Source organism: Nocardia sp. NPDC023733 (assembly GCF_040639775.1).
Lineage (GTDB): Bacteria > Actinomycetota > Actinomycetes > Mycobacteriales > Mycobacteriaceae > Nocardia > Nocardia rosealba.
Map to the genome: position 1 here is coordinate 251,861 of NZ_JBFAAN010000004.1, position 24,507 is coordinate 276,367.

24 protein-coding genes are annotated in these 24,507 nt (G+C 68.9%); 18 read left to right on the forward strand and 6 right to left on the reverse strand.

What is annotated here, in order from left to right; all coding sequences use genetic code 11:
* Window positions 1–55 precede the first annotated feature (55 nt).
* The 5 genes from AB0F86_RS19630 to AB0F86_RS19650 all read left to right on the forward strand — a co-directional run bounded on the left by AB0F86_RS19630 (window position 56) and on the right by AB0F86_RS19650 (window position 5,062).
* The gene (locus AB0F86_RS19630) at window positions 56–1,087 is read left to right on the forward strand and encodes a beta-ketoacyl-ACP synthase III (RefSeq protein WP_356985360.1); all 1,032 of its coding nucleotides are present in this window, start codon (window positions 56–58) and stop codon (window positions 1,085–1,087) included.
* A 190-nt stretch (window positions 1,088–1,277) separates the two neighbouring features.
* Window positions 1,278–1,457: a hypothetical protein gene (locus AB0F86_RS19635; RefSeq protein ID WP_067642018.1), complete on the forward strand. Its 180-nt coding sequence runs from the start codon at window positions 1,278–1,280 to the stop codon at window positions 1,455–1,457.
* Window positions 1,458–1,542: 85 nt separating this feature from the next.
* On the forward strand, window positions 1,543–3,210 hold the full coding sequence (locus tag AB0F86_RS19640) for an FAD-dependent oxidoreductase (RefSeq protein WP_356985361.1): 1,668 nt from the start codon (window positions 1,543–1,545) through the stop codon (window positions 3,208–3,210).
* Between the two features lie 8 nt (window positions 3,211–3,218).
* On the forward strand, window positions 3,219–4,658 hold the full coding sequence (locus AB0F86_RS19645) for an ATP-binding protein (protein WP_356985362.1): 1,440 nt from the start codon (window positions 3,219–3,221) through the stop codon (window positions 4,656–4,658).
* Window positions 4,659–4,717: 59 nt separating this feature from the next.
* Entirely contained in the window at window positions 4,718–5,062 is a 345-nt protein-coding gene (locus AB0F86_RS19650) for a UBP-type zinc finger domain-containing protein (RefSeq protein ID WP_225278381.1), read from the forward strand.
* A 2-nt stretch (window positions 5,063–5,064) separates the two neighbouring features.
* On the opposite strand, the gene AB0F86_RS19655 is transcribed toward AB0F86_RS19650, so the two are convergent.
* Window positions 5,065–5,427, reverse strand: coding sequence for a hypothetical protein (locus AB0F86_RS19655; protein ID WP_225278380.1), 363 nt, complete (start codon window positions 5,425–5,427; stop codon window positions 5,065–5,067).
* A 138-nt stretch (window positions 5,428–5,565) separates the two neighbouring features.
* Between AB0F86_RS19655 and AB0F86_RS19660 the strand changes: the two genes are divergently transcribed.
* The 8 genes from AB0F86_RS19660 (at window position 5,566) to mnhG (ending at window position 15,103) form a co-directional block, all read left to right on the forward strand.
* Window positions 5,566–7,764 (forward strand): AAA family ATPase, encoded by a 2,199-nt coding sequence (locus AB0F86_RS19660; RefSeq protein WP_225278379.1) that lies wholly within the window; start codon window positions 5,566–5,568, stop codon window positions 7,762–7,764.
* A gap of 57 nt (window positions 7,765–7,821) precedes the next feature.
* Complete coding sequence (locus AB0F86_RS19665) at window positions 7,822–9,096, forward strand: hypothetical protein (protein ID WP_225278378.1); 1,275 nt, start codon at window positions 7,822–7,824, stop codon at window positions 9,094–9,096.
* A 108-nt stretch (window positions 9,097–9,204) separates the two neighbouring features.
* Window positions 9,205–11,988, forward strand: coding sequence for a Na+/H+ antiporter subunit A (locus AB0F86_RS19670; RefSeq protein ID WP_356985363.1), 2,784 nt, complete (start codon window positions 9,205–9,207; stop codon window positions 11,986–11,988).
* Window positions 11,985–12,371 carry a Na(+)/H(+) antiporter subunit C gene (locus AB0F86_RS19675; protein ID WP_067484576.1) on the forward strand — a complete coding sequence of 129 codons (387 nt, stop codon included), beginning with the start codon at window positions 11,985–11,987 and terminating at the stop codon, window positions 12,369–12,371. Before AB0F86_RS19670 ends, AB0F86_RS19675 begins: the two co-directional genes overlap by 4 nt.
* Window positions 12,368–13,966 (forward strand): Na+/H+ antiporter subunit D, encoded by a 1,599-nt coding sequence (locus tag AB0F86_RS19680; protein ID WP_356985364.1) that lies wholly within the window; start codon window positions 12,368–12,370, stop codon window positions 13,964–13,966. The genes AB0F86_RS19675 and AB0F86_RS19680 overlap by 4 nt, the downstream gene beginning before the upstream one ends.
* A complete protein-coding gene (locus AB0F86_RS19685) occupies window positions 13,963–14,517 on the forward strand; it encodes a Na+/H+ antiporter subunit E (protein ID WP_356985365.1) in 555 nt (184 codons plus the stop codon). The genes AB0F86_RS19680 and AB0F86_RS19685 overlap by 4 nt, the downstream gene beginning before the upstream one ends.
* The gene (locus tag AB0F86_RS19690) at window positions 14,514–14,774 is read left to right on the forward strand and encodes a monovalent cation/H+ antiporter complex subunit F (protein WP_225278374.1); all 261 of its coding nucleotides are present in this window, start codon (window positions 14,514–14,516) and stop codon (window positions 14,772–14,774) included. Before AB0F86_RS19685 ends, AB0F86_RS19690 begins: the two co-directional genes overlap by 4 nt.
* Window positions 14,771–15,103, forward strand: a complete 333-nt coding sequence (mnhG, locus tag AB0F86_RS19695; RefSeq protein WP_225278373.1) for a monovalent cation/H(+) antiporter subunit G — start codon at window positions 14,771–14,773, stop codon at window positions 15,101–15,103. Before AB0F86_RS19690 ends, mnhG begins: the two co-directional genes overlap by 4 nt.
* Here mnhG and AB0F86_RS19700 read toward each other — a convergent pair whose 3' ends face one another.
* From AB0F86_RS19700 to AB0F86_RS19720, 5 genes are all read right to left on the reverse strand, one after another.
* Entirely contained in the window at window positions 15,104–16,447 is a 1,344-nt protein-coding gene (locus tag AB0F86_RS19700) for a DUF5933 domain-containing protein (RefSeq protein ID WP_356985366.1), read from the reverse strand.
* A 50-nt stretch (window positions 16,448–16,497) separates the two neighbouring features.
* Window positions 16,498–17,640 carry a glutamate--cysteine ligase gene (locus tag AB0F86_RS19705; protein ID WP_225278371.1) on the reverse strand — a complete coding sequence of 381 codons (1,143 nt, stop codon included), beginning with the start codon at window positions 17,638–17,640 and terminating at the stop codon, window positions 16,498–16,500.
* A gap of 12 nt (window positions 17,641–17,652) precedes the next feature.
* Entirely contained in the window at window positions 17,653–18,351 is a 699-nt protein-coding gene (locus AB0F86_RS19710) for a superoxide dismutase family protein (protein WP_225278370.1), read from the reverse strand.
* An 88-nt stretch (window positions 18,352–18,439) separates the two neighbouring features.
* Entirely contained in the window at window positions 18,440–19,003 is a 564-nt protein-coding gene (locus tag AB0F86_RS19715) for a LytR C-terminal domain-containing protein (RefSeq protein WP_356985367.1), read from the reverse strand.
* A gap of 42 nt (window positions 19,004–19,045) precedes the next feature.
* Window positions 19,046–19,351 carry a DUF3263 domain-containing protein gene (locus tag AB0F86_RS19720; RefSeq protein ID WP_225278368.1) on the reverse strand — a complete coding sequence of 102 codons (306 nt, stop codon included), beginning with the start codon at window positions 19,349–19,351 and terminating at the stop codon, window positions 19,046–19,048.
* Between the two features lie 181 nt (window positions 19,352–19,532).
* Between AB0F86_RS19720 and AB0F86_RS19725 the strand changes: the two genes are divergently transcribed.
* The 5 genes from AB0F86_RS19725 (at window position 19,533) to fahA (ending at window position 24,479) form a co-directional block, all read left to right on the forward strand.
* A complete protein-coding gene (locus AB0F86_RS19725; RefSeq protein WP_225278367.1) occupies window positions 19,533–20,120 on the forward strand; it encodes a peptide deformylase in 588 nt (195 codons plus the stop codon).
* A gap of 111 nt (window positions 20,121–20,231) precedes the next feature.
* Entirely contained in the window at window positions 20,232–21,185 is a 954-nt protein-coding gene (locus tag AB0F86_RS19730) for a GNAT family N-acetyltransferase (protein ID WP_356985368.1), read from the forward strand.
* A gap of 43 nt (window positions 21,186–21,228) precedes the next feature.
* Window positions 21,229–22,044, forward strand: coding sequence for an exodeoxyribonuclease III (locus tag AB0F86_RS19735; RefSeq protein WP_356985369.1), 816 nt, complete (start codon window positions 21,229–21,231; stop codon window positions 22,042–22,044).
* Window positions 22,045–22,101: 57 nt separating this feature from the next.
* Window positions 22,102–23,295, forward strand: a complete 1,194-nt coding sequence (locus AB0F86_RS19740; RefSeq protein WP_356985370.1) for a homogentisate 1,2-dioxygenase domain-containing protein — start codon at window positions 22,102–22,104, stop codon at window positions 23,293–23,295.
* Between the two features lie 8 nt (window positions 23,296–23,303).
* Window positions 23,304–24,479: a fumarylacetoacetase gene (fahA, locus tag AB0F86_RS19745; RefSeq protein WP_356985397.1), complete on the forward strand. Its 1,176-nt coding sequence runs from the start codon at window positions 23,304–23,306 to the stop codon at window positions 24,477–24,479.
* The last annotated feature ends 28 nt before the right edge of the window (window positions 24,480–24,507 follow it).

A 24,507-nucleotide genomic window follows, 5' to 3' on the forward strand; every position in this document is an offset into this window, starting at 1 on the left:
TTCAGGTACACCCAGCGGTGCAACCCGCAGGTTGCCAGGTACAGAGGAGATACGCATGGCTGCTCGAATCGCCCAGACGACTGGCGCGGAGCACACCGCGATCCTCGGGCTGGGCGTGTACCGCCCCGCCCGGGTGGTCACCAACGACGAGGTCGCGGGCCCGATCAACTCGAGCGACGAGTGGATCCAGACCCGGTCCGGCATCAAGACCCGCCGCTTCGCCTCGGAATCGGAGACCGTGCAGTCCATGAGCGTTGCCGCCGCGCGTGACGCGATGGCCGCCGCGGGTGTCGCCGCCGATCAGGTCGACTGCGTCATCGTTGCGACGTCCACCCACCTGCTGCTCACCCCGGCCATCGGGCCGCGCATCGCCACCGACCTCGACATGACCGGCGCCGCCGCGTTCGACATCTCCGCGGGCTGTGCCGGCTTCTGTCACGCCATCGGCATGGCCTCGGACCTCGTGCGCGCCGGCACCTCACAGCACGTGCTGGTGATCGGCGTCGAAAAGCTCACCGACACCATCGATTTCACCGATCGTTCCACCGCCTTCCTGTTCGCCGACGGCGCGGGCGCGGTGATCGTCGGGCCCGCGCCGGAGCAGGGCATCGGCCCGACCGTGTGGGGTTCGGACGGCACCCAGCACCACGCCATCCGCCAGAGCAAGGACTGGATGGAGTTCTTCGCCGAGATCGAGGAGAAGGGCGTCGAGGCGGTGCGGCCGTATCTCACGATGGAGGGCACGGCGGTGTTCCGCTGGGCCGCGCACTCGCTGGAGAAGGTGTGCCGGGAGGCGATCGATCGCGCGGGCCTGACCACCGACGACCTCGACGCGATGATCCCGCACCAGGCCAACGGCCGCATCATCGAGATCATGGCCCGGGTACTGAAGCTGCCGGAGAGCTGCGCGCTGGCCAACGACATCGAGGAGGCGGGCAACACCTCGGCAGCCTCGATCCCGCTGGCCATGGAGGCGTTACTGCGCAAGGGCGAATCGAAGCCGGGCGACACCGCCCTGCTCATCGCCTTCGGCGCCGGGTTGTCCTATGCCGCACAGGTGGTCACCATGCCCGCCTGGAAGTCCTGACTCGGCAAATCTCACAACGACGGCGGTGACCTGCACCGAAGCAGGTCACCGACCGGCCCCTTCGGCCGTGTCCACCCCGTCCCGCTTGCACCAACTCGGACATGCTGGCAAACTCTTCGCTAATCGAAGTAGCTGACCGAAGAGGCTCAGCCGCCCGGCATACCCGTCGTCGACCCCGAGGTGATCGGCCGTGAAACTGCGCTCACTCCTGCCACGCAGGCACATCAACGAGGTTCCGCTGCTCCCCACCATCGAGCCGGACGACAGCTTCGCCCTGCGCAGCGCCTTCACCCGCCGCAAACGCGACGAACGCCTCGAACGCCTGCTCACCCCCAGCGAGCTCGACTTGGTACTGCAGCGCCAGCTGTGACATGGAGCGCTGACGCGCTCGAGTCGGGGCCCTTCGGGCCCCTCCGGGAAAAGACTCACCAGCTTTCGCAGGAGATACTTGCGGGGTGAGCAATCCCGCCATGACCAAACCGGCCATTCTGAGCGTCGACGACGATCCCGGCGTTTCGCGGGCGGTGGTGCGCGACCTGCGCCGCCGCTTCGGCGCCGACTACCGCATTCTGCGTGCCGAATCGGGTCCGCAGGCCCTCGAGGCACTGCGTGAGATGAAGCTGCGCGGTCAGCCGGTGGCTGTGCTGATCGCCGATTACCGCATGCCGGGGATGGACGGCATCGAATTCCTCGAGCAGGCGATGGACCTGCACCCGTACGCGCGCCGCGTATTGCTCACCGCCTACGCCGACACCGACGCGGCGATCAACGCGATCAACGTCGTCGATCTCGACCACTATCTGCTCAAGCCGTGGGATCCGCCGGAGGAGAAGCTGTATCCGGTGATCGACGGACTTCTCGACGCCTGGCGCAGCGCCGAACAGCGACCCGTCTACGAGACCAAGGTGGTCGGTGACCGGTGGTCGCCGCGATCCTCACAGGTGCGAGAGTTCTTGGCGCGCAACCAGTTGCCGTATCGCTGGTACCCGCGCGACGAACCCGAGGGTGCCCGGCTGCTCGAGGCGGCGGGCGCCGACCCGCAGTCGTGTCCGGTGGTCATCACCCAGGCCGGCGAGGCACTGATCCAGCCGACCGACAGCGAATTGGCCGAAAGTTGCGGTCTCAGCGTGCAAGCCAGTGACGAGTTCTACGACCTGATCGTCGTCGGTGGTGGTCCGGCCGGGCTCGGCGCCGCCGTCTACGGTGCCTCCGAGGGTTTGCGCACCGTGCTGGTGGAGCGCACCGCGACCGGCGGGCAGGCCGGGCAGAGTTCGCGCATCGAGAACTATCTCGGCTTCCCCGACGGGCTTTCGGGCGCACAACTGGCCGACCGCGCACGCAGGCAGGCCGCCAAGTTCGGTGCCGAGATCGTCACCACCCGTGAGGTCGTCGGTCTGGAGGTGAACGGCTCGGCGCGCACCGTGCGCTTCGCCGATGGTGGATCACTGTGCGCGCACACGGTTCTCATCGCCACCGGCGTGGACTATCGACGTCATCCGGCGCCGGGTGTCGACGAATTCACCGGGCGCGGCGTGTATTACGGCTCGGCGATGACCGAGGCCACCGAATGCGCCGAGCAGGAGGTGTACATCGTCGGTGGCGCGAACTCCGCCGGGCAGGCCGCGGTGTTCCTGTCGCGGCACGCGCGCGGGGTGCACCTGGTGGTGCGTGGCGACTCGCTGGAGAAGTCGATGTCGCACTACCTGATTCAGCAGATCGCGCAGATCCCGAACATCACCGTGCACACCGAAACCGAGGTGACCGGCGCCGACGGCGACCAGCATCTGGAACGGATCGTCCTGCGCGACAACCGCAACGGCACCGAGGACAAGGTCGACGCGCAACGGTTGTTCCTGTTCATCGGCGCCGCACCGCAGACCGACTGGCTCGACGGTGTCGTCGCTCGCGACGACGCCGGTTACGTGCTGGCAGGCCCCGACCTGCTCGTCGACGGCGCGCGCCCGGCAGGCTGGGAGCTGCCGCGCCCACCGCACCACCTCGAAACCAGCGTTCCCGGAGTGTTCGTGGCCGGTGACGTGCACGCCGAGTCGGCCAAGCGGGTCGCCTCGGCGGTCGGCGAAGGCGCCATGGCCGTGATGTTCGTGCACCGGTACCTGTCGTAGGAGGCGTGATGTCGGTCTGTGATCCCGAAGAACTGCGAACTCTGTTCCTGTTCGAAAAGCTCGACGACGCACAGCTTTCCGAGCTGTGTGCGGCCGGTCGCATCGAATACGTCGATCCGGGGCCGGTGTTCCTCGAGGGCCAACCCGCGACCTGCTTCTACGTGCTCATCGACGGCGAGGTGAAGCTGACCAAGCTCTCGGGCGGGGTGGAGGTGGAGACCAACCGCACCGATCAGCGCGGTGTGTACGCGGGCGCGTGGACGGCGTACCTGGGCGACAAGGCCGAGCCGAACTACAACGGGTCGATGTACGTGCTGCGCCGCTCCCGGTTCCTCGTGCTCGAAGCGGCCGATTTCTCGCGGATGATGCACGCGTGGTTCCCGATGGCGGTGCACCTGCTCGAGGGCGCGTTCTTCGGTGGGCGGCGGTCGAATCAGCGCATCGCCGAGCGCGAGCGGCTCGTGGCGCTCGGTTCGCTGTCGGCGGGGCTCACCCACGAGCTCAACAATCCCGCCGCCGCTGCTGTGCGCGCCACCGCCGGGTTGCGTGAGCGGGTGGCCGGGATGCGGCACAAGCTCAAGATGATGGCCGAGGGCAAGTTCCCCACCGAGGCCCTCGTGCACCTGGTAGAGCTGCAGGAACAGGCCGCCGAACAGGTGGCCAAGGCGCCGGACCTGTCCCCGCTGGAGGCGGCCGACCGCGAGGACGCCCTCGCCGACTGGTTCACCGACGAGGGCATCGCCGACGGCTGGAACCTGGCGCCCACCTTCGTGCAGGCCGGTCTCGACGTCGACTGGCTCGAAGGGGTGAAGGCGACCCTGCAGGCCTGCCATGCCGACGTGTTCGAGGGCGCGGTGCGCTGGCTGAACTACACCATCGAGACCGAGTTGCTGCTGAACGAGATCGTCGACTCCACCGGCCGCATCTCCACGCTCGTCGGCGCGGCCAAGCAGTACTCGCAGATGGACCGGGCGCCGTACCAGGTCGTCGACCTGCACGAGCTGCTCGATTCCACCCTGGTGATGCTCAACCGCAAACTCGGTGACGGTGTGCGGGTGGTCAAGGACTACGACCGCGCCCTGCCGCCGGTGCCGTGCTTCGCCGCCGAACTCAACCAGGTGTGGACGAATCTGATCGACAACGCGGTCTACGCGATGGGCGGCGAGGGCACCCTCACCGTGCGCACCTACCGCGAGAACGATTGTGTGGCAGTCGAAATCGGTGATACGGGTCCCGGGATTCCCGAGGAGTCGCGCAACCGCATCTTCGAACCGTTCTTCACCACCAAACCGGTCGGTGAGGGCACCGGTCTCGGCCTGGACATCTCGTTCCGCATCGTGGTGAACAAACACGACGGTGATATCCGCGTCGATTCCGTTCCCGGCGACACGCGGTTCACCGTGCGCCTGCCCTTGCAACCCGCACAGCAGGTACCCGCCGGGTCGTAGGGTTCCAAGCACGCCGAGAACCCCCGCGGCGCGAGCCGCCTGGAAACGGAGGTCAGCGAATGCCAGAAGGAATCGATCCAACGGTGCCGCCCAGCGGGCCGGGGTGTGCCGAGTGCACCGAGGCCGGAGGCTGGTGGGTGCACCTGCGCCGGTGCGCGCAGTGCGGGCACATCGGTTGCTGTGACAGCTCCCCCAGCCAGCACGCCACCCGGCACTACGGCAGCACCGGTCATCCGTTCATGCAGAGTTACGAGCCCGGCGAGGACTGGTTCTGGAACTTCGCGACCAACGAGATGTACGAGGGCGGACCCGAACTCGCGGCGCCGACCAGTCATCCCGCCGAGCAACCCGCTCCCGGCCCGGCGGGCCGGGTGCCGGAGAACTGGCAGTCACTGATCCACTGAGGTCAGGGCGTCATCCCGGCGGCCTCGGCCACCGTCTTGTCGGCATTGCCCGGTGCCAGGCACACCAGTTTGGCGGTGCCGAGCGCCACGTTCGGGCTGCCCTCGAACGGACCGCCGGGATTGTCGGCCAGGATCTGCTCGATGACCCGCGTCTGCGCGTCGTTGTCGAGTGACTTGAATTCCGAGCAGGTGACCTGCGAACCGCTCGCGGCCGCCTTGGACGTGGTCGTGGCCGGTGCGGTGGTGCTCGCGGGCGTGCCCTTGCGCAGGCCGGAGGCGTCGGTGGCTTCGTCGGTGGAACCGCAGCCTGCCAGGATCAGGGTGAGTGCCCCGGCAGTCGCGACGACGGAAGAGATTCGGTTCATCTGCTGGTTTCCCCGGTGGATCGCGGCGCCGGCACGTCCGGCGCGTCGGGTGCAGCGTACAGACTCCGACCTTGGGATGAGCCAATCGATCGCTGATCGTCCACAGCACCGGGTGCGGGCAGCGGGCAGAATGGCACGGTGGCTGAACTTTCGCTGACCGCTCGTCTCAATCCCTCGGCCGCCGATGCCCGTCGCGGGGTGGTTCGTCTGCATCCGGAGACGCTCACGGCGCTCGGCCTGCGGGAATGGGACGGTATCGCGCTGATCGGCGCACGGCGCACGGCCGCGGTGGTCGCCAAGGCGCCCGCGGGCAGTCCGCCCGGCGTCGCCCTGCTCGACGATGTGACCCTGTCGAATGTGGGTCTGCGGGAGAACGCGGCAGTGACCGTCGCCCCGGTGACGGTGTTCGGCGCCAAGCAGATCTCGCTCAGCGGTTCGGCGCAGGCGATGGCGAGCATTCCCGCCGTGACGCTGCGCCAGGCCCTGCTCGGCAAGGTGGTCACCGTCGGCGACACGGTGTCGCTGCTGCCGCGCGACCTCGGCCCCGACATCAGCTCCGCGGCGACAACTCAGGCGCTGGCGCGCACATTCGGGATCGCCTGGACCACCGAGCTGCTCACGGTCACCGCGATCGATCCACGGCCGGGTCCGGTGAGTGTGCAACCGAATTCGGCGGTCGGCTGGGGTAGTGGCGCGGCGGCGGTGCAGCACGCGGTGGAGCGCGACGGTGGCCCGCTCGCCACCTCGCTCGAAGTGCCGACGGTGAGCGCGGGCAGCGCGCCCGTGCCGGTGGAGGATCTGGCCGGCGTGCAGAGCCAGGCTGCCAAGCTCGCCGAATGGCTGAGTCTGGCGCTCGACGAGCCGGAACTGCTGAAAGTCCTCGGCGCACCGGCACATCTCGGCGTGCTCATCACCGGTCCCGCAGGCGTGGGCAAGGCGACCCTCGCCGAAGCGGTCGCCGCGCCGCGCCGCGTCGTCGTACTCGACGGGCCGAGTGTCGGGGCGAGCGAGAGCGGCGCGCGGTTGCGTGAGGTCGCCGAGGCGGTCGCCGATATCGCCACCGGCCAGGGCGGGGTGCTGATCGTCACCGATATCGACGCGTTGCTGCCGCTGGAGGCGGACCCGGTCGCCACCCTCATCCTCGACCAGTTACGGGCCGCCGTCCGCGAGCCACGCGTCGCGCTGCTGGCGACCACCGCGCATCCGGCACAGGTGGATTCGCGATTGCGGGCACCGGATCTGTGCGACCGCGAGCTGGCACTGCCGCTGCCGACCGCACTCGTGCGCCGCGCGCTGCTGGAACAGCTGCTGCGCAAGGTGCCGTCGGGCAAGCTCGACCTCGATGTGATCGCTTCGCGCACACCGGGTTTCGTCGTCGCCGATCTCGCCGCGGTGTGCCGGGAGGCGGCGGTGCGCGCGGCCGGTCGGGCCAGCCGGGAACAGGCCGAGCCCGAACTCACCCAGGACGACCTCATCGGCGCGCTCGACGTCATCCGGCCGCTGTCGCGTTCCGGCACCGAGGAATTGGCCATCGGCTCCCTCGATCTCGACGACGTGGGCGACATGGTGGAAACCAAACAGGCGCTCACCGAGGCGGTGCTGTGGCCGCTGCGCCACCCCGACTCGTTCGCCCGGCTCGGTATCGAGCCGCCGCGTGGCGTGCTGCTCTACGGACCGCCCGGTTGCGGCAAGACCTTCCTGGTCCGGGCCCTGGCCGGGACCGGACAGCTCAGTGTGCACGCGGTGAAAGGCGCTGAGCTGATGGACAAGTGGGTCGGTTCATCGGAGCGCGCGGTGCGCGAACTGTTCCAGCGGGCCCGCGATTCGGCGCCGTCGCTGATCTTCCTCGACGAGGTCGACGCGCTCGCCCCACGCCGGGGACAGAGCAGCGACTCGGGAGTGTCGGACCGGGTGGTCGCCGCCCTGCTCACCGAACTCGACGGGGTGGAGCCGCTGCGCGATGTGGTGGTGCTCGGGGCGACCAACCGGCCCGAACTCATCGACCCCGCCCTGCTGCGCCCGGGCAGGCTGGAACGGTTGGTGTTCGTTCCGCCGCCCGACGCGGCCGCGCGGCTCGACATCCTGCGCACCGCCGGTCGTTCGGTGCCGCTGGCCGACGACGTCGACCTGGCCGCCCTCGCCGACGACCTCGACGGCTACTCCGCCGCCGACTGCGCCGCCCTGCTGCGCGAAGCCGCCCTCACGGCACTGCGCCGCGATATGGCAGCCGCCGATGTCACCGCCGAGGACGTGGCGACCGCCCGCCGCACCGTACGTCCCTCGCTCGACCCCGCGCAGGTCGAATCGTTGCGGGAGTACGCGCGCAACCGGGGATGAACCGCCCCGAGGGCTGATTTCCCAGGTGGTGCGTGTTTCGCCGGTATCGTCGGAACCGTGCCCAGGATCGGTGATGGTCTGGATGCGGTGACAGCGTTCGCGGGTGCCGCGGTCGCGGGCATGGCGCTGTTCTTGCCGTTCACGTTCCGCACCACCGCGGCCTCGTCGCTCGATTCGCCGTACCGGGTCACCAGCCTGGTCAACAGCGTCCCCCGGGCCGCCGCGCTCGGGCTCATCGTCGCGGTGGTCGTCGCGGTACTGGTTCGTCCGCTCACCCGGCCCGGGCTGGTCTGGCTCGCCGCCACCTGCGCGACGGCGGCACTGGCCGTGAACTACTACATCGGCACCCTGATGACCTCGGCCGATGTGCTGACCACCCAGAACTACATCGACAGCATCTGCGGCGGCGCGGCCTACGGCGCGCTCGGGATCTGCTCGTTGCGAATGCGCTGGCCCGCGGTCGGGTTCGCGGTCGGGACGATCCTGGTGTTCGTCTACGGCGAGGTGGTCGCCATCTTCACCTCGAATTCGACCCAGGCCGACAAGTCCGCGCACAGCCCGACGTGGCTGGTGCTGTGCGCCCTTGTCCTGCTCGCGGTGAACACCGCACGGCACCAGCACGGCGTCATTCTGGGTGCCCCGCCCCGGCTGGCAGCCGACCTGCCGATCTCCCCGATCATCGCGACCACCCTGCTCGCGCTGACCCTGCTGCTCACCACCGAATGGCTCTCGGGCGAATTCGACGGACGCCGCGCCAGCACCGCACAGGTGGGACTCGCGGTGGTCCTCACCGTCGCCGCCGCCTTCGTCACGGCCCTGCTGCTCCCCGATCGTGACGGCGCCGCCGTGCTGCTCGCGGTCAGCCTGGCCGCCGTGGCCGACTCGCTCGGTGACGCACCGAGCCTCGGCTGGAACCTGCTGGTGGTGATCGCGGTGGTCGTGATCACCGTGCTGGCCGGGCTGGCGCGGCCGTCGCCGTGGCCGGTGCTGCTCGGTGCGGCCGCGATCGCGATCTTCTCCCTGTTCACCGACGATTTCGGCTGGACTGTCACCTGGGTGATCGGCACCGGGTTGCTCGCCGCCGTCGCCGGGTACGGTTTCGCCTCGGTGCGGGTGAGTTATCTGCCGAGCGCGGTACTGGCCCTCGGCGCGCTGTATCTGCCGTCGATCCTGTGGGCCATCCCCACCCGCCTGCGCAACTGGCCAGCGGGCGGGGTGAACGCCGACGACCGGACCCCCGGGTTCACGGCGCTGGCCATCACGATCGGCGCCGCGGGCGCGCTGGCGCTGTTCTACTGGATCAGGCCCGCCGAACCGGCGCCCAGGTCATAGCCGCACCGGTGCCGACATGGCCGACGCGACAGCCTCGGTGCCGACGCGCATCGTCTCCGCGCCCGTAGGATCGGGGCTCGCCACACGCTAGGAGACCCGGAGGCGCGGTTGCTCGCTGTCCTGCTCGCTCACGCAATGGCCGCGCTCGCGGCCCCGCTGTGCGTGCGAGCGCTGGGCCGCAACGCTTTCTATCTGCTCGCGCTGGTCCCGCTGGGCAGTCTCGGGTGGGTGATCGCGCACTGGGGCGTCACCGTCACCAGCCGGGTGCGGTGGGCGCCGCAGATCTCGATGGACATCGACCTGCGCTTCGATTCCCTCGCCGCCGTGATGTGTGTGCTCGTCCTCGGCATCGGCGCGCTGATCCTGGCCTATTGCGGGCGCTACTTCGACCGTCACGAGGCGAGGCTCGGGATATTCGCGGCCGAACTGATCGGCTTCTCCGGTGCCATGTTCGGCCTGGTGACCAGCGACAACATGCTGTTGCTCTACGTGTTCTGGGAAATCACAACGGTGCTGTCGTTCCTGCTGGTCGGCCACTACGCCGAGCAGGCCGCGAGTCGCCGCGCCGCGATCCAGGCACTGCTGGTCACGGCGGCGGGCGGACTGGCGATGCTGGTCGGCATCGTCATCCTCGGATCGCGCTACGACAGTTTCCTGCTGTCGGACGTGCTCGCCCGCGAATCTCCACCCGGCGGGATCGCGGTGTCGGTGGCGGTGGTGCTCGTGCTCGTCGGGGCGCTGAGCAAGTCGGCCATCGTGCCGCTGCACTTCTGGTTGCCCGGTGCGATGGCCGCGCCTACACCGGTGAGCGCCTACCTGCATGCCGCCGCGATGGTGAAAGCGGGCATCTATCTGGTCGCCCGCCTGGCACCCGCACTCGCCCAGACTCCACCGTGGCATGTGCTCGTGCTGCCGTTGGGGATCGCGTCGATGCTGTTGGCCGGCTGGCGGGCCATGCAGGTACACGACCTGAAACTGGTGCTGGCGTTCGGCACGGTGAGCCAGCTCGGACTGCTCATCACCATGATGGCCATCGGCACCCCGGATGCCGCACTCGCCGGGCTGGCGCTGCTGGTGGCGCACGGGCTGTTCAAGGCGTGCCTGTTCATGGTTGTCGGCATCATCGATCACGGCGCGGGCACTCGCGATCTGCGCCGGTTGTCGGGGCTCGGGCGGCGCGCGCCGGTGCTGTGCGCGGTGGCGGCGACCGCGGCGATCAGTATGGCGGGGTTGCCGCCGATGCTCGGGTTCGTCGGCAAGGAATCCGCCTTGAGCGCGGTGTGGGCGGCACAGGTGCTGAGCCCGCCGGTGCGGGTGCTGCTGCTGACCGGTATCGCCGTCGGTTCGGCCCTCACCGTCGCCTACAGCGCGCGGTTCCTGTGGGCCGCGTTCGGCACGAGCCCCGGCGTCACGACAACCTGGCACGCGCCGGGACCGCTGCTGGTCGGCCCGCCGGCCGTGCTGGCGGTGGCCGGGCTGGCGGGCGGGTTCGGCGCCGGGGTCGTCGACGAGTGGCTGAGCCCGTACGCCGAGACCCTGCCCGGCGTCCTCGACGGGGCACTCGCGCTGTGGCACGGCTTCACACCCGCCCTCGCGCTCACCGCCGTCATCGTGCTGGTCGGCTTCGCATTATTCTTGGTACGCAACCGAATTCACGAGTCCGCTCGCCCACGACTCGGCAATGCCGACCGGGGTTACGACGCCGCGCTGCGGGCGATGGACCGGCTCTCGCTTCGCCTCACCGGCACGGTGCAATCCGGTTCGCTGCCCGTCAGCCAGGCCTTCATCCTCGGCACGCTCATCGTGCTGCCCGCCGTGATGCTCGCGACCGGTACCCGCACGGGAATCACCCTGCACCTGTGGGATTCGCCCTTGCAGGCGGTGATCGGCGCGATCATGATCGCCATGGCGCTCGCGGCGACGGTGCTGCGCAACAGGTTGGCCAGTGTGCTCGTGGTCGGTGTCACCGGATACGGCTGCGGCGTGATCTTCGCGCTGCACGGCGCACCGGATCTCGCGCTCACCCAATTCCTGGTCGAGACACTGACTCTGGTGATCTTCGTGCTCGTGCTGCGCGGGTTCCCGGCCGAGATCACCGACGGCTACGCCGCCGCGTTCAAGGTCCGTCGCGCGCTGCTCGCGATCGCGGTCGGCGTCACCGTGACGGTACTCGCCGCGTTCGCCTCCGCCGCCCGGCACAGCGAACCGATCTGGCGCACCATCCCCGACGCCGCCTACCGGGTCGGCGGCGGCAAGAACGCGGTGAACGTGCTGCTCGTCGACATCCGCGCCTGGGACACCCTCGGCGAGATCTCGGTCCTCGTCGTCGCCGCCACCGGCGTTGCGTCGCTGGTGTTCCGCAGCCGCCGCTTCGGCAGCGCGCCACGCGCCGTCGACGCACCGAACTACAACCCCGACGCCGTGAGCTGGTTGCCTGCCGCCCGGCTGCTCGACCGGCGCGAACGCTCGATGGTCCTGCAGATCACCACCCGGCTGCTGTTCCCGACCATCATGGTCCTGTCGGTGTACTTCTTCTTCTCCGGACACAACGCACCCGGCGGCGGCTTCGCCGGGGGCCTGCTCGCCGGGCTCGCCCTCACCCTGCGCTACCTGGCGGGTGGACGCTACGAACTCGGCGAAGCCCTCCCGGTCGACGCCGGACACCTTCTCGGCGCGGGCCTGGTCCTCGCCGCCGGGACGGCGACCACATCGCTGCTGCTCGGGGCCCCACCGCTGTCCTCGGCGATCATCGAGATCACCGTGCCGGTGCTCGGCCACCTCAAACTCGTCACCGCCATGTTCTTCGATCTCGGCGTGTACCTGGTGATCGTCGGCCTCACCCTCGACGTCCTGCGCAGCCTCGGCGCCCGCCTGGACAAGGAGATCTCATGAGTGCCAACCTCGTCATGCTGCTCACGATCGGCGCGCTCACCGCCTGCGGGGTGTACCTGGTGCTCGAGCGGGTGGTGTCGAAGATGCTGCTGGGGATCATCCTGCTCGGCAACGCGGTGAACCTGCTGATCCTCACGGTCGGCGGCGGGCCGGACGGGAACCCACCGGTGCTGTCGGGCTCGGACACCTCGCCCGACGGCATGGCCGATCCGCTGGCCCAGGCGATGGTGCTCACCGCCATCGTCATCACGATGGGCTTGGCCGCGTTCGTGCTCGCCCTCGCCTACCGCGCCTACCGGCTGACCACCACCGAAGACGTCCGCAACGACCCCGAGGACACCCAGGTCGCGGCCCGGCGCGAGAGCGAGGACCCGGCCGAATGACCCTCTCCCCCCAGCTGCTTCCCGACCTCGCCGCGCTGCCGGTGCTGGTCCCGCTGCTCGCCGCCGCGGTCACCCTGATCTTCGGGCGCCGACCGCGCGTCCAGCGGCTGGTGTCGATGGTCGCGCTGTCGGGTGTGCTCGCCATCAGCGCGCTGCTGCTGTACCTCGCCGACCGCGACGGCACGACGGCGGTGCAGGTGGGCGGCTGGCCGACCCCGATCGGCATCACCCTCGTCGTCGACCGGCTCAGCGCGGCGATGCTGCTGGTCTCGGCGTTCGTCCTGCTCCTGGTGTCGATCTACGGTGCGGGGCAGAACATCTCCGACGGCGACGACAACCAGCCGACCTCCATCTACCGGCCCACCTACCTGGTGCTCACGGCCGGTGTGTCGATGGCGTTCCTGGCCGGTGACCTGTTCAACCTGTTCGTCGGGTTCGAGCTGCTGCTCGCCGCCTCGTTCGTGCTGCTCACCGTCGGCGCCACCGAGGAACGCATCCGCACCGGCATCGCGTACGTGATGGTGTCGATGGTGTCGTCGATGATCTTCCTGATCGGCATCGGCCTCACCTACGCGGCCACCGGCACCCTGAACCTCGCGCAACTGGCCGTTCGGCTCGAGGCGACACCACAGGGGGTGCGCACAGCCTGCTACGCCGTGCTGCTCGTGGCGTTCGGCATCAAGGCGGCGGTTTTCCCGCTGTCGAGCTGGCTACCCGACTCCTACCCCACCGCGCCCGCGCCGGTGACCGCCGTGTTCGCGGGCCTGCTCACCAAGGTCGGTGTGTACGCGATCATCCGGACGCACACGCTGTGGTTCCCGGACGGCGCGTTCGACGACATCCTGCTGGTGTGCGGGCTGGCGACCATGCTCGTCGGCATTCTCGGCGCGATCGCCCAGACCGATATCCGGCGCCTGCTGTCGTTCACCCTCGTGAGCCACATCGGGTACATGGTTTTCGGTATCGGGCTGGCCGGGTCGGCCGGGCTCACCGGCGCGGTGTTCTATGTGGCCCACCACATTCTGGTGCAGACGGCGCTGTTCCTCGCCGTCGGCCTGATCGAGCGCCAGGCCGGGTCGGTGTCGCTGCGCCGCCTCGGTGGGCTCGCCTCGGCGAGTCCGCTACTCGGACTGCTCTTCCTGATACCGGCACTGAATCTCGGTGGTATTCCGCCCTTCTCGGGCTTCATCGGCAAGGTGACCCTACTCGAGGCGGGTGCGGCCGACGGTAGCGTGCTGGCCTGGGTGCTGGTCGCCGGTTCGGTGATCACCAGCCTGCTCACGCTCTACGCGGTGGCACGGGTCTGGGGCAAGGCGTTCTGGCGCCCGCGCGAAGAAGCACCCGAGGGTCATCTCAGCGCCGCGAAACCGCCCACCCTGGTGGAGGATTCGACCGACGTGCAGTACGAGGACCGCACCGACCCCGGCCGCATGCCCGCGCTGATGGTGCTCGCCACCGCCGGGCTGATCGCCGCGGGTCTCGCGCTCACCGTGTTCGCCGGGCCCGTACTCGGTATCGCCGAACGCGCCGCGGCCGATCTGAACGACCCGTCGGTGTATATCGAATCCGTCCTCGGCGGACAGGAGCCGCGATGACCGTGTTGCGCCGGCTCGTGAACCGGCAGAACGTCTTACGACTCGGCGTCCTCGCCTGGCTGACCGCGGTGTGGGTTGCCCTGTGGGGTGACCTCAGCGCGGCCAATGTGCTCGCCGGTGGAGTGGTCGCGCTGATCGTCGTGTTCGCGCTTCCGCTGCCACGGATCCCGGTGACCGGCCGGTTCCACCCGCTGTCCTTTCTCGAATTGATCGCCGCGGCAACCTATTACGCACTCGAGTCGAGCGTGCAGGTGGCCTGGTTCGCGCTGCGGCCCTCGGGCCCGCCGGTGTCGGGTGTGCTGCGCGTGGCCCTCGGCATCCAGTCGGATCTGGTGCTGGTGATCTGTACCGATCTGCTCAATCTCATTCCCGGCACCATGGTGCTCGAGATCGACCGTCAGCGCTGTGTGGTGTACGTCCACGTGCTCGATGTGGGCAGCGACAAGGCGGTCGACGACTTCTACCGCACCACCCGCCGCCTGGAACGTCTCATCATCGACGCCTTCGAACGTCCCGGCGAGCGGCGTCACGGACCGGAGGTTCAGGTATGACCGTCGTCGCCGTCATCGCGGCGGTGCTGCTGTCGTTCGCCGCCATCTGCACCGCCTACCGCGTACTCGCCGGCCCGAGCACCCTCGACCGGGTGGTCGGGATCGACTCGCTGATGGCCATCGCCGCGTCCGGGCTCGCGGTGTGGGCGGCCTACAGCAACGACACCACCGTCGTCCCGGCGATCGTCGCGCTGGCCCTTGTCGGTTTCCTCGGATCGGCCGCGGTGACGCGCTTTCGCGTGCGGGACGACCGATGAGCGGCTGGGAGTGGGTGTCGGCACCGCTGATCGTGCTCGGCTGTGTCCTCGCCTGCACCGCCGCACTGGGGATCGTGCGCTTCCCCGACACTCTCACCCGGATGCACGCGGCGACGAAACCGCAGGTGATCGGCCTGATCATGGTTCTCATCGGCACCGGGATCGACCTGCGCGGCGACGCCAATGTGTGGATGCTCGTGCTGACCGGACTGTTCACGATCATCACCGCACCGGTGGTCGCACATCTGCTCGGGCGCACCGCCTACCGCGAGCAGCGGCACCGCGACGGCCTGTTGCGCGTCAACGAACTCGGCGACGAGGTGGACTGACTACACCCGCACCGCGGCCGGTGCCCGGTCGGGCGCGGCGGCGAACCAGGTGAGGTGGAACGCCACGGCGACCGCCGCGAGCAGCCCGATCACGATGGCGCCGGCCGGCACCGGGTACTGCGCCATCTCGACCGCCAGGTAGCGGTAACCGAGGAGCAGACCACCGAACACGGCCGATCCGAGGGCGACCAGGCGGATCCGCGCCGCGTCCCAGCCTCGCTCGGGTGCGCGCAGCGCCGATTCGACGGTCAGGCACAGCACCACACCCGCCACCAGATCCACGCCGTAGTGGTAACCGAAACCGAGCGTCGCCGCGACCGTCGCGGCCAGCCAGAACGCCCCGCCCCACCGCAACCACGCGGGCGCGCGGCTGCCGTCGACATCGCGACGCGTGTGGATGAACAGCGACAGCGCCCATGCGGTGTGCATCGAGGGCATGCAGTTGCGCGGGGTGAACTCGTCGAACGGCAGCGGCGCCGGACTCTGCCCGATCGGCGGCAGCGCCGAAGGCCAGAAGTTGCCGAGCTGGAAGCCGTTGCCGTCGGCGCCGAAGGCGAACATCGGGCCGACCACGGGGAACAGCACATAGAACAGCGGCCCGACCAACCCGAGCACCAGGAACGTGCGAACCAGATAGTGCCCCGGCCAGATTCCCGTGCCGACCACACCGCGCAACTGCCACACCGCGACGACGATCGCCGCCACCGGCAGCTCGATGTAGACCCAATGCAGCACCGCGTACACCTCGGGCCCGAGGACCTCGAGCACCCGGCCGACCACCCACGACGGGTCGCCGAGCGCGTGATCGGCGAGCAGCAGGTATTCGTCGAGCACCGTCGGGTGTACCGCCGAGGTGACGTGCAACCACACGTCGCCGACCTTCGTCGCCAGGATGAGCAAGGCACCCAGTGCCGCGGCCTTCAGCGCGTCGGTCCGTTCGCGGCCCTGCCAACGCACCGCCGCGATGATCGCGAGGGCGGTGAGCACGATGGTCGGCCCGTTGCCGACGGTGAACGGTTTACCGTCGAGCAGCCGCAGCGCGACGAACACCGCGTCGATCCCGATCGCGGCGCTCACCGCGAACACCCGCCTGCGCGCCGACACCCCGACCAGCGCGAGGACGAGACCCGCCCACGGAACCGACATCGACTTGGGCGTGCCGACATAGTCGCGCGCCAAGCTGGCGAGTGGTCCTTCGAAGCCGCTGATCGACGCCGCGATCTGCAGGCCGATCAGCAGTAGCAGGACCGCCGACACCGCGACTGCGGCGAGCGTCCTCGGTTCGCGCAGACGGGAACCGAGGGTGGCACCCCCCGCGGCAGCACGCGGATGTTCGACAAGCATCCACCCATCGTAAACGGCGGGTTAACGCCACCGGGCTGGGTAGTTGAACGCTACTGATCCAGCTCGCGTACCAGCGAGTCGACCACCGCGACAAGATCACCCTGGGACTGCGCGGCAACCCGGCGTTGACGCTGGTAGGAGGCACCGTGGCGGGGGATCTCGGCCACGGCGGCGAGCTCGTCGGCGCAGCCGAGACGGCGCGCGGTCGGCTCCAACCGGGTGAGCAGATCCATCAGATCGTCTGTGACCAAACGCTCATTACTCGCGTCGTCGACGATCACGATGGCGTCGAGTCCGTAGCGCGCGGCCCGCCATTTGTTCTCCTGCACATGCCAGGGCGGCAGGGTCGGCAGCTGTTCACCGTCGTCGAGCCTGCGTTCCAGATCGACGACGAGGCAGTGGATAAGCGCGGCCACCGACGCCAGTTCGGCGCGGCTGGACAGCCCGTCGCACACCCGGATCTCGATGGTGCCCCACTTGGGCGCGGGCCGGATGTCCCAGTGCATGCCGCCGAGTTGTTCGAACACACCGGTTTTCATCTGGTCGTGCACGAAACCCTCGAACTGACGCCAGTTCTCGAACTGGAACGGCAGGCCCGCCGTGGGCAGCTGCTGGAACATCAGCGCGCGGTTACTGGCATAGCCGGTGTCGTCGCCGGACCACATCGGCGAGGACGACGAGAGCGCGAGCAGATGCGGATACGACAGCAGCAGCGAGTTCAGGATGGGAAAGACCTTGTCGCGGTGGGAAACTCCCACGTGCACGTGCACGCCCCAGATGAGCATCTGCCTGCCCCACCACTGGGTGCGCTCGATCAGCTCGTCGTAATGCGGTGAGCGCGTGAGCTGCTGGGCCGACCACTGGGCGAACGGGTGCGTGCCCGCACAGAACAGGTCGACACCGAGTGGGTCGGCCGCGCGGCGCACGGCGTCCATCGTGGTGCGCAGGTCCTCGACGGCGCCGCCGACGGTCTCGTGCACGCCGGTGACCAATTCCACCGTGTTGCGCAGCAATTCCTTGGTGACCTGCTGTGTCCCGTCGTGGGCGCGCAAGTCGCCGACGGCATCGAAGACCGCCGAGGCGGTGTTGGACAGATCGCGCGTGACCTTGTCGACGAGCGCGATCTCCCACTCGATGCCGATTGTCGGCCGGGGCGAACCGCGAAACGGCACCGGCTGAATTGCCCCGGCCATCAGCGGGTCTCGCTAACCGACGACGCCGCAGGCCACTCGGGCACCCGCGTCACCGGTGGACAGGGTGGTCTCGTCCGGGCCCGTGCCGCCTTCCCGGGTGTAGCGCGGCGGGATATTGCCGAAGTTGTCGGCGCCCGCGTGCACGATCAGGGCCTTGCCCTTGATGTTGTCGAGGGTGACGCTGTCGGTGCGGGTGACCAGCTTGGCCGAGCCGTCGGCGCCGACCTGCAGGGAGGTGAGGTCGCCGCTGGCCGGGTGCGAGGTGGCCCCGCCGACCTGCAGATGCCCACCGGCCGAGGTGAAGTCGCCCTCGCAGGTGCCGTTCTGGTGGAAGTGCAGGCCGTGGAAACCGGGGGTGAGACCCTGCGCCTCGACAGTGACGACCAGGTGGTTGCCCTCGGCGACGATGGTCGCGGTGCCGACACCGGCGCCCGCGCTGTTCTTCAGCTCGGCCTTCAGACCACCGGTCGAGGCACCGTGGTCGCCGCCGTGCGCGCCCGGTTCGCCGGAGGCAGAGGGGGCGGGATGGCCGGTGCCGTGGTCCTCGCCACCGCCCGCGGGGGCGGACGAACCGGTCCACACCGGCGGCGTGGTGCCCTTGACGTCACTCGACTCCTGGCTGTTGGTGCAGGCGGCGAGCCCGAACGCGGCGACCGCGACAACCGGGGTCACAATGCGCCAGGACGGGCGACGAGTGGACGACGTGGCCATCAGGGGACTCCTTATCGGACTGGGGCAGTACCGCTGAAGATGATGCCACAGCGCGAACACGCCCTGCGGCACCGCGTGCCGTGCCGGCTCAGCGTCCCGTCAGGACGACGACGACACCGGGCGTGGTGTCGGCGGTCTTGGGGGCCACGGTTCCGCCGACCTGCGCGGCGATCTCGGCGGCCGCGGCCTCTTCACCCGGCGCGGTGCCGTAGTACACCGTGGTCGTTGTCAGGTTCGAACCGCTGTAGTTGCCGGTGCTCACATTGGTCCAGCCCGCCGCGCCGAGTTCGCTCGCGGTGCGCGCGGCCAGGCCCGCGACGAGGCTGTTGTTCAGGACGCGGACGGGAATGTCCTTGTCGCCCGTGACCGCGGCCTGTGTGGTGGTCGTGGTCGTGGTCGTCGGCGCGACGGTGGTTGTCGTCGTCGGGGCGGCGGCCGCGCTGGTCGTGGTCGGGGCGGCCGTGGTCGCCGGGGCCTGCGCCACCGCGCTCGAGGTGGTGGTCTCGGTCTGCTCGACCGGATCGGCCGCCTCGGCACCGGAATTCGACAACGACATCGCACCCAGGCCGGCGAAGACGATGGCCAGCGCGATCAACACCATCGCCAGCGCGCGCAGCGGTGGGCCGCCGGGGGTGGGATTCGGGTTGCTCACCCGCGCAACCCTAGTCGCATCGACGGGGATGTGGCTCGCATGTCAGACCTGGAAACCGAGTTTGCGGGCGGCACGGGCCTTCTGCCTGCTCGCGCGCAACCGGCGCAGTCGCTTGACCAGCATGGGGTCGGCCGCGAGTGCTTCTTCCTTGTCGACGACGGCGTTGAGTACCTGGTAGTACCTGGTGGCCGACATCGAGAACAGTTCGCGGATCGCGTCTTCCTTGGCGCCCGCGTACTTCCACCATTTGCGTTCGAAGTCGAGGATGTCGAGTTCACGCCGACTGAGACCGGAGCCATCGTCGCCGGCCGAATCCTGGGGGATGTGCCGAGCCGCTGCGCCGTCCATCTTGCTCCCTCGCCGAGTATCACGAGATGAAAATGACGCTTGCACGTCGCGGATCATTCAACCATGAGCCCACCCGATCCTTCGACCGCTGCCCCGGCGTGTTGGCTGAGGGCCAGTAGGAGTGTCGCGGCGCACAGGGGCCGCCGCTCGCGCGGGCGATACCGCGGCGATAATGGCCACCATGGCAATTCTCCCGATCGTGATCGTCGGTGACCCCGTTCTCCACACCGCTACCGCCCCGGTGACGGAGACCCCGGCAGAGCTGGCTGGGCTGATCGCGGACATGTACGACACCCTCGAGGCGTCCAAGGGTGTCGGCCTCGCGGCCAATCAGGTCGGCGTCGGCAAGCGGCTGTTCATCTACGACTGCCCCGATTTCGACGCCGAGGGCAACCAGATCCGCCGCCGCGGCGCCGTGATCAACCCGGTGCTCGAGACCTCCGAGATCCCGGAGACCATGCCCGATCCCGACGACGACGAAGAGGGCTGCCTGTCGGTGCCCGGTGAGCAGTTCCCCACCGGCCGCGCCGACTGGGCACGCGTCACGGGCACCGACGAGCACGGCGAACCGGTCGACATCGAGGGCGCCGGCTTCTTCGCGCGCATGCTGCAGCACGAGGTGGGCCACCTCGACGGCTTCCTCTACGTCGACGTGCTGATCGGCCGCAACGCCCGCGCCGCCAAGAAGGCGATCAAGCGAAACGGTTGGGGCAAGCCGGGTTTGAGCTGGGTGCCGGGCACCGTCCCGGACCCCTTCGGCAATGACTGATACATGGCGGCTGGCGCCGCGGGTTGTCGGCCTGTTCCCTCGATCTTCCCTCCCTCCGGGCACTCCTTCGTCGCATCCTCCGGTCAGTCCAGATCGAGGCGGCCGACAACCATGACGGACATCCCCATAGGCAAGCGGGTGGTGATGCGGTATCAGCTGCCCGAGGGTTATCCACAGCCGCTCACCGATGTGATCGGCGAGCTGGTGTCGATGACGCCGCCGTCGGTGCGCACCGCCGAGGGTGAGGTGGTTTCGGTGGCCCCGGATCGGGTCGTCGCACTGAAAGCGCTGGGACCGAGGCCGATTCGGACCAAGGAGATCCGGTCGCTGGAGACGGCGGCGGCGGGCGGCTGGCCCGGTGTCGAACACACGTGGATCGACGGCTGGCTGGTCCGCGCGGGCAACGGGTACACCGGTCGCGCGAATTCCGCTGTGCCGCTGGGTGAGTCGGGTGTGCCTGCCACCTTGTCGATCGAGACGATGCACCGGATCGCCGACTGGTACACCGCGCGCGGTCTGCCGCTGCTGCTGCAACTACCCGACCGGCTCGCTCCGGTTCCGCCCGGCTGGAACAGCTGGAGCGAGACCGTGGTGCTCGGCCTGGACATCTCGAACTTCGTGCTGCCCCAGGGCCCTTCGATGGTTCGCGTCGCCGCGCAACCGGACGAGGGCTGGTTGCGCACCCACCGCTACCGTGGCGAGATCCCGCTCGACCCGGCCGTTCGCGAACCCGACCGCGACGTGCTCACCTCGGTCCTCGACGGCACCGTCGGCTTCGCCACCCTCGGCGTGCCCGAAGCCCTCGCCATCGGGCGCGGCGCGGTGACGACGGCGCCGGACGGCCGACGCTGGGTCGGCCTCACCTGCGTCGCCGTGGCCGCCGCGCACCGTCGCAACGGCCTCGCCACCCTGGTCTGCGCCGAGCTGATCCGCTGGGGCGCCGACCAGGGCGCCACCCACGCCTACGTCCAAGTCGAAGTCGGCAACGCCACCGCACTGGCCCTCTACCGCGAACTCGGCTTCATCGAACACCACTCGTATCGCTACGCCGCGCCGCAGGGATAACCCCCGGTAACCTCGGTAGATACCCCCGGAAAGGACCTCGCACGTGCGTCTGGCCACCTGGAATGTGAACTCGATCCGCTCCCGCGTCGACCGGGCGACGGCGTTGCTCGACCGCCACGACATCGACGTGCTCGCGCTGCAGGAAACCAAGTGCCGTGACGACCAGTTCCCGTTCGAGCAGTTCGAGGCGGCCGGTTACGAGGTTGCCCATATCGGGCTCAATCAGTGGAACGGTGTGGCCATCGTGTCGCGGGTCGGGCTCGACGACGTGGAGGTGGCGTTCCCCGATCAGCCCGGTTTCGACAAGAACGCGGGTGATTCGCTGCTCGACTCGCCGGTGGTCGAGTCGCGGGCGATCGGCGCGACCTGCGGTGGGGTGCGGGTGTGGAGCCTCTACGTCCCCAACGGCCGCTCGCTCAGCGACCCGCACTACGCCTACAAACTCGAGTGGCTCTCCACGCTGCGCGCCGATGCCGCCGGCTGGCTCACCGAGGACCCCTCAGCCCAGATCGCCCTGGTCGGCGACTGGAATATCGCACCAACCGACGACGACGTGTGGAATCCGAAGCTCTTCGAGGGCAAGACCCACACTTCCGCACCCGAGCGCGCCGCCTTCCAGGCCATGCTCGACACCGGCTTCCGTGACGTGATGCGGCCGTTCGCGCCCGGCCCCGGCGTCTACACCTACTGGGACTACACCCAGCTGCGTTTCCCCCGCAAGGAGGGCATGCGCATCGACTTCGTGTTGGCCTCCCCCGCCCTTGCGGACCGCACCAAGGAAGCCTTCGTCGACCGCGAGGAACGCAAGGGCAAGGGCGCCAGCGATCATGCTCCCGTGATCGCCGAGTTCACCGACTGAGACTTATTCACAGCGGTACCGTGGGGTCAGGAATATCCGACCCGCGGGAGGTTGTGCATGTTCTACCGGTGTGTTGGGGCGGTGCCGCCCAAGCGGCATACGCAACATCGCGATGAGCGGGGCAACCTCTACTACGAGGAGCTCATGGGCGAGGAGGGGTTCTCCGGAGACTCCTCGCTGCTCTATCACCGGGGCCTGCCGCCCGCAATCGTCGACTCGACGGTGTGGGAGCTGCGCGATCAGTCGTTGACACCGAATCATCCACTGCGCCACCGTCATCTGCGGTTGCCCGACCTGTTTCCCGGCGACACGCCTGCGGCGACCGATCCGGTGACGGGCCGGCGGTTGCTGCTGGCGAATGCCGATGTGCGGATCTCGTACGTGGTAGCCGAGGCGGCGTCGCCGCTGTACCGCAATGCCATCGGCGACGAGCTGGTGTACGTGGAATCCGGTGCGGCGGTGGTGGAGAGCGTGTTCGGCACAGTGCCGGTACACCAGGGCGACCAGCTGCTCATGCCGCGAGCGACGACGCACCGCTGGCTGCCGACGGGCGGAGCGCCCTGTCGCGCGTATGTGATCGAGGCGTCGAGCCACATCACCCCGCCCAAGCGGTACCTGTCGAAATTCGGTCAGCTGCTGGAGAATTCGCCGTACTGCGAGCGGGATCTGCACGGGCCGACCGCACCGTTGCTCGCCGAGGGCACCGATGTGGAGGTGCTGGTCAAGCATCGCGCCGGAGCGGAGGTGATCGGCACCAGGTTGACCTATGCCACTCATCCTTTCGATGTAGTCGGCTGGGACGGGTGCCTGTACCCGTTCACTTTCAACATCGCCGATTTCGAGCCGATCACCGGGCGGGTGCATCAGCCACCGCCGGTGCATCAGGCCTTCGAGGGTGCCAATTTCGTGATCTGCAATTTCGTGCCGCGCAAGGTGGATTACCACCCGCTCTCGATTCCGGTGCCCTATTACCACTCGAATGTGGACTCCGACGAAATCATGTTCTATTGCGGCGGAAACTACGAGGCGCGCAAGGGTTCCGGGATCGCGCAGGGCTCGGTGTCGGTGCATCCCGGTGGTTACGCACATGGTCCGCAACCCGGCGCCTACGAGCGCAGTATCGGTGCGGAATTCTTCGACGAGCTGGCGGTGATGGTGGATACGTTCCGGCCGTTGCAGCTCGGTGAAGGTGCGCTGGCCTGCGAGGATCCCGGATACGCGTGGACCTGGTCGGGACGTGGGCCCCGGTGAGCGGGCGGTTGCTTCGCGTCGAGGTGGCGCCGGACTCGTTGTTCGGGCCGGAGAACATGCCCTACGGGGTATTCGCCCCACCGGGTGAATCCTTCCGGGTGGGTGTGCGTCTCGGCGATATGGTCCTGGATCTCGCCGCGCTGCTCGGCAATCCGGTCTTCGCCCGTCCCGATCTCAATGCGTTTCTCGCCGCCGGGCCCGCTCGATGGGGCACGGTTCGGGCGCGCTTGCGCGAATTGGCCGATACCGCACTGCCGGTCGAGGTCGTGCACCCCGTGCGTTCGGTGCGGCTGGCCTTGCCGGTGACGATCGGCGATTACGTCGATTTCTACGCGAGCATCGACCACGCGAGCAATCTGGGCAGGCTGTTCCGGCCCGACAGCGAACCGCTGCTGCCGAATTGGCGTCATCTGCCGGTGGGATATCACGGGCGAGCGGGCACCGTCGTGGTTTCCGGCACCCCGGTGATCCGTCCACAGGGGCAGCGCCGGACCGATTCGGGTGCACCGGAATTCGGCCCGTCGCAGCGGCTGGACATCGAAGCGGAATTGGGGTTCGTGGTCGGCACGGGGTCGACGCTGGGCGTTCCGGTTGGTGTCGACGATTTCGCCGAGCACGTCTTCGGGGTCGCCCTGGTGAACGACTGGTCCGCGCGCGATATCCAGGCCTGGGAGTACCAGCCGCTCGGACCGTTCCTCGGCAAGTCCTTCGCCACCTCGCTGTCGGCGTGGGTCACTCCGTTGGCTGCGCTGGAACAGGCGCGGGTGCCGCTGCCGACCCAGGACCCCGAACCGCTGCCCTACCTGCGCGGCGCCGCCGACCACGGCCTCGATATCGACCTGGCGGTGGCGTGGAACGGGGAGGTGGTCACCCGGCCGCCGTATGCGCGGATGTACTGGTCGCCCGCACAGATGCTGGCCCACCTCACCGCCAACGGCGCCTCGATCCGCCCCGGCGACCTCTACGCCTCCGGCACCATCTCCGGTCCGGAACCGGCCCAGCGCGGTTCGTTCATCGAATTGTCCTGGGGTGGAAGAGAACCCATCTCCGTGGGCGAGGAGACTCGAACGTTCCTCGCCGACGGCGACGAAGTCACCATCACCGCGACCGCCCCCGGCACCGCCGGGCGCCCCATCGGCTTGGGCGAGGTCGGCGGACGGATCCTGCCCGCGCGCCAGGCATGAGGCGCGGCAGGACCTGAGAACTCGGGTC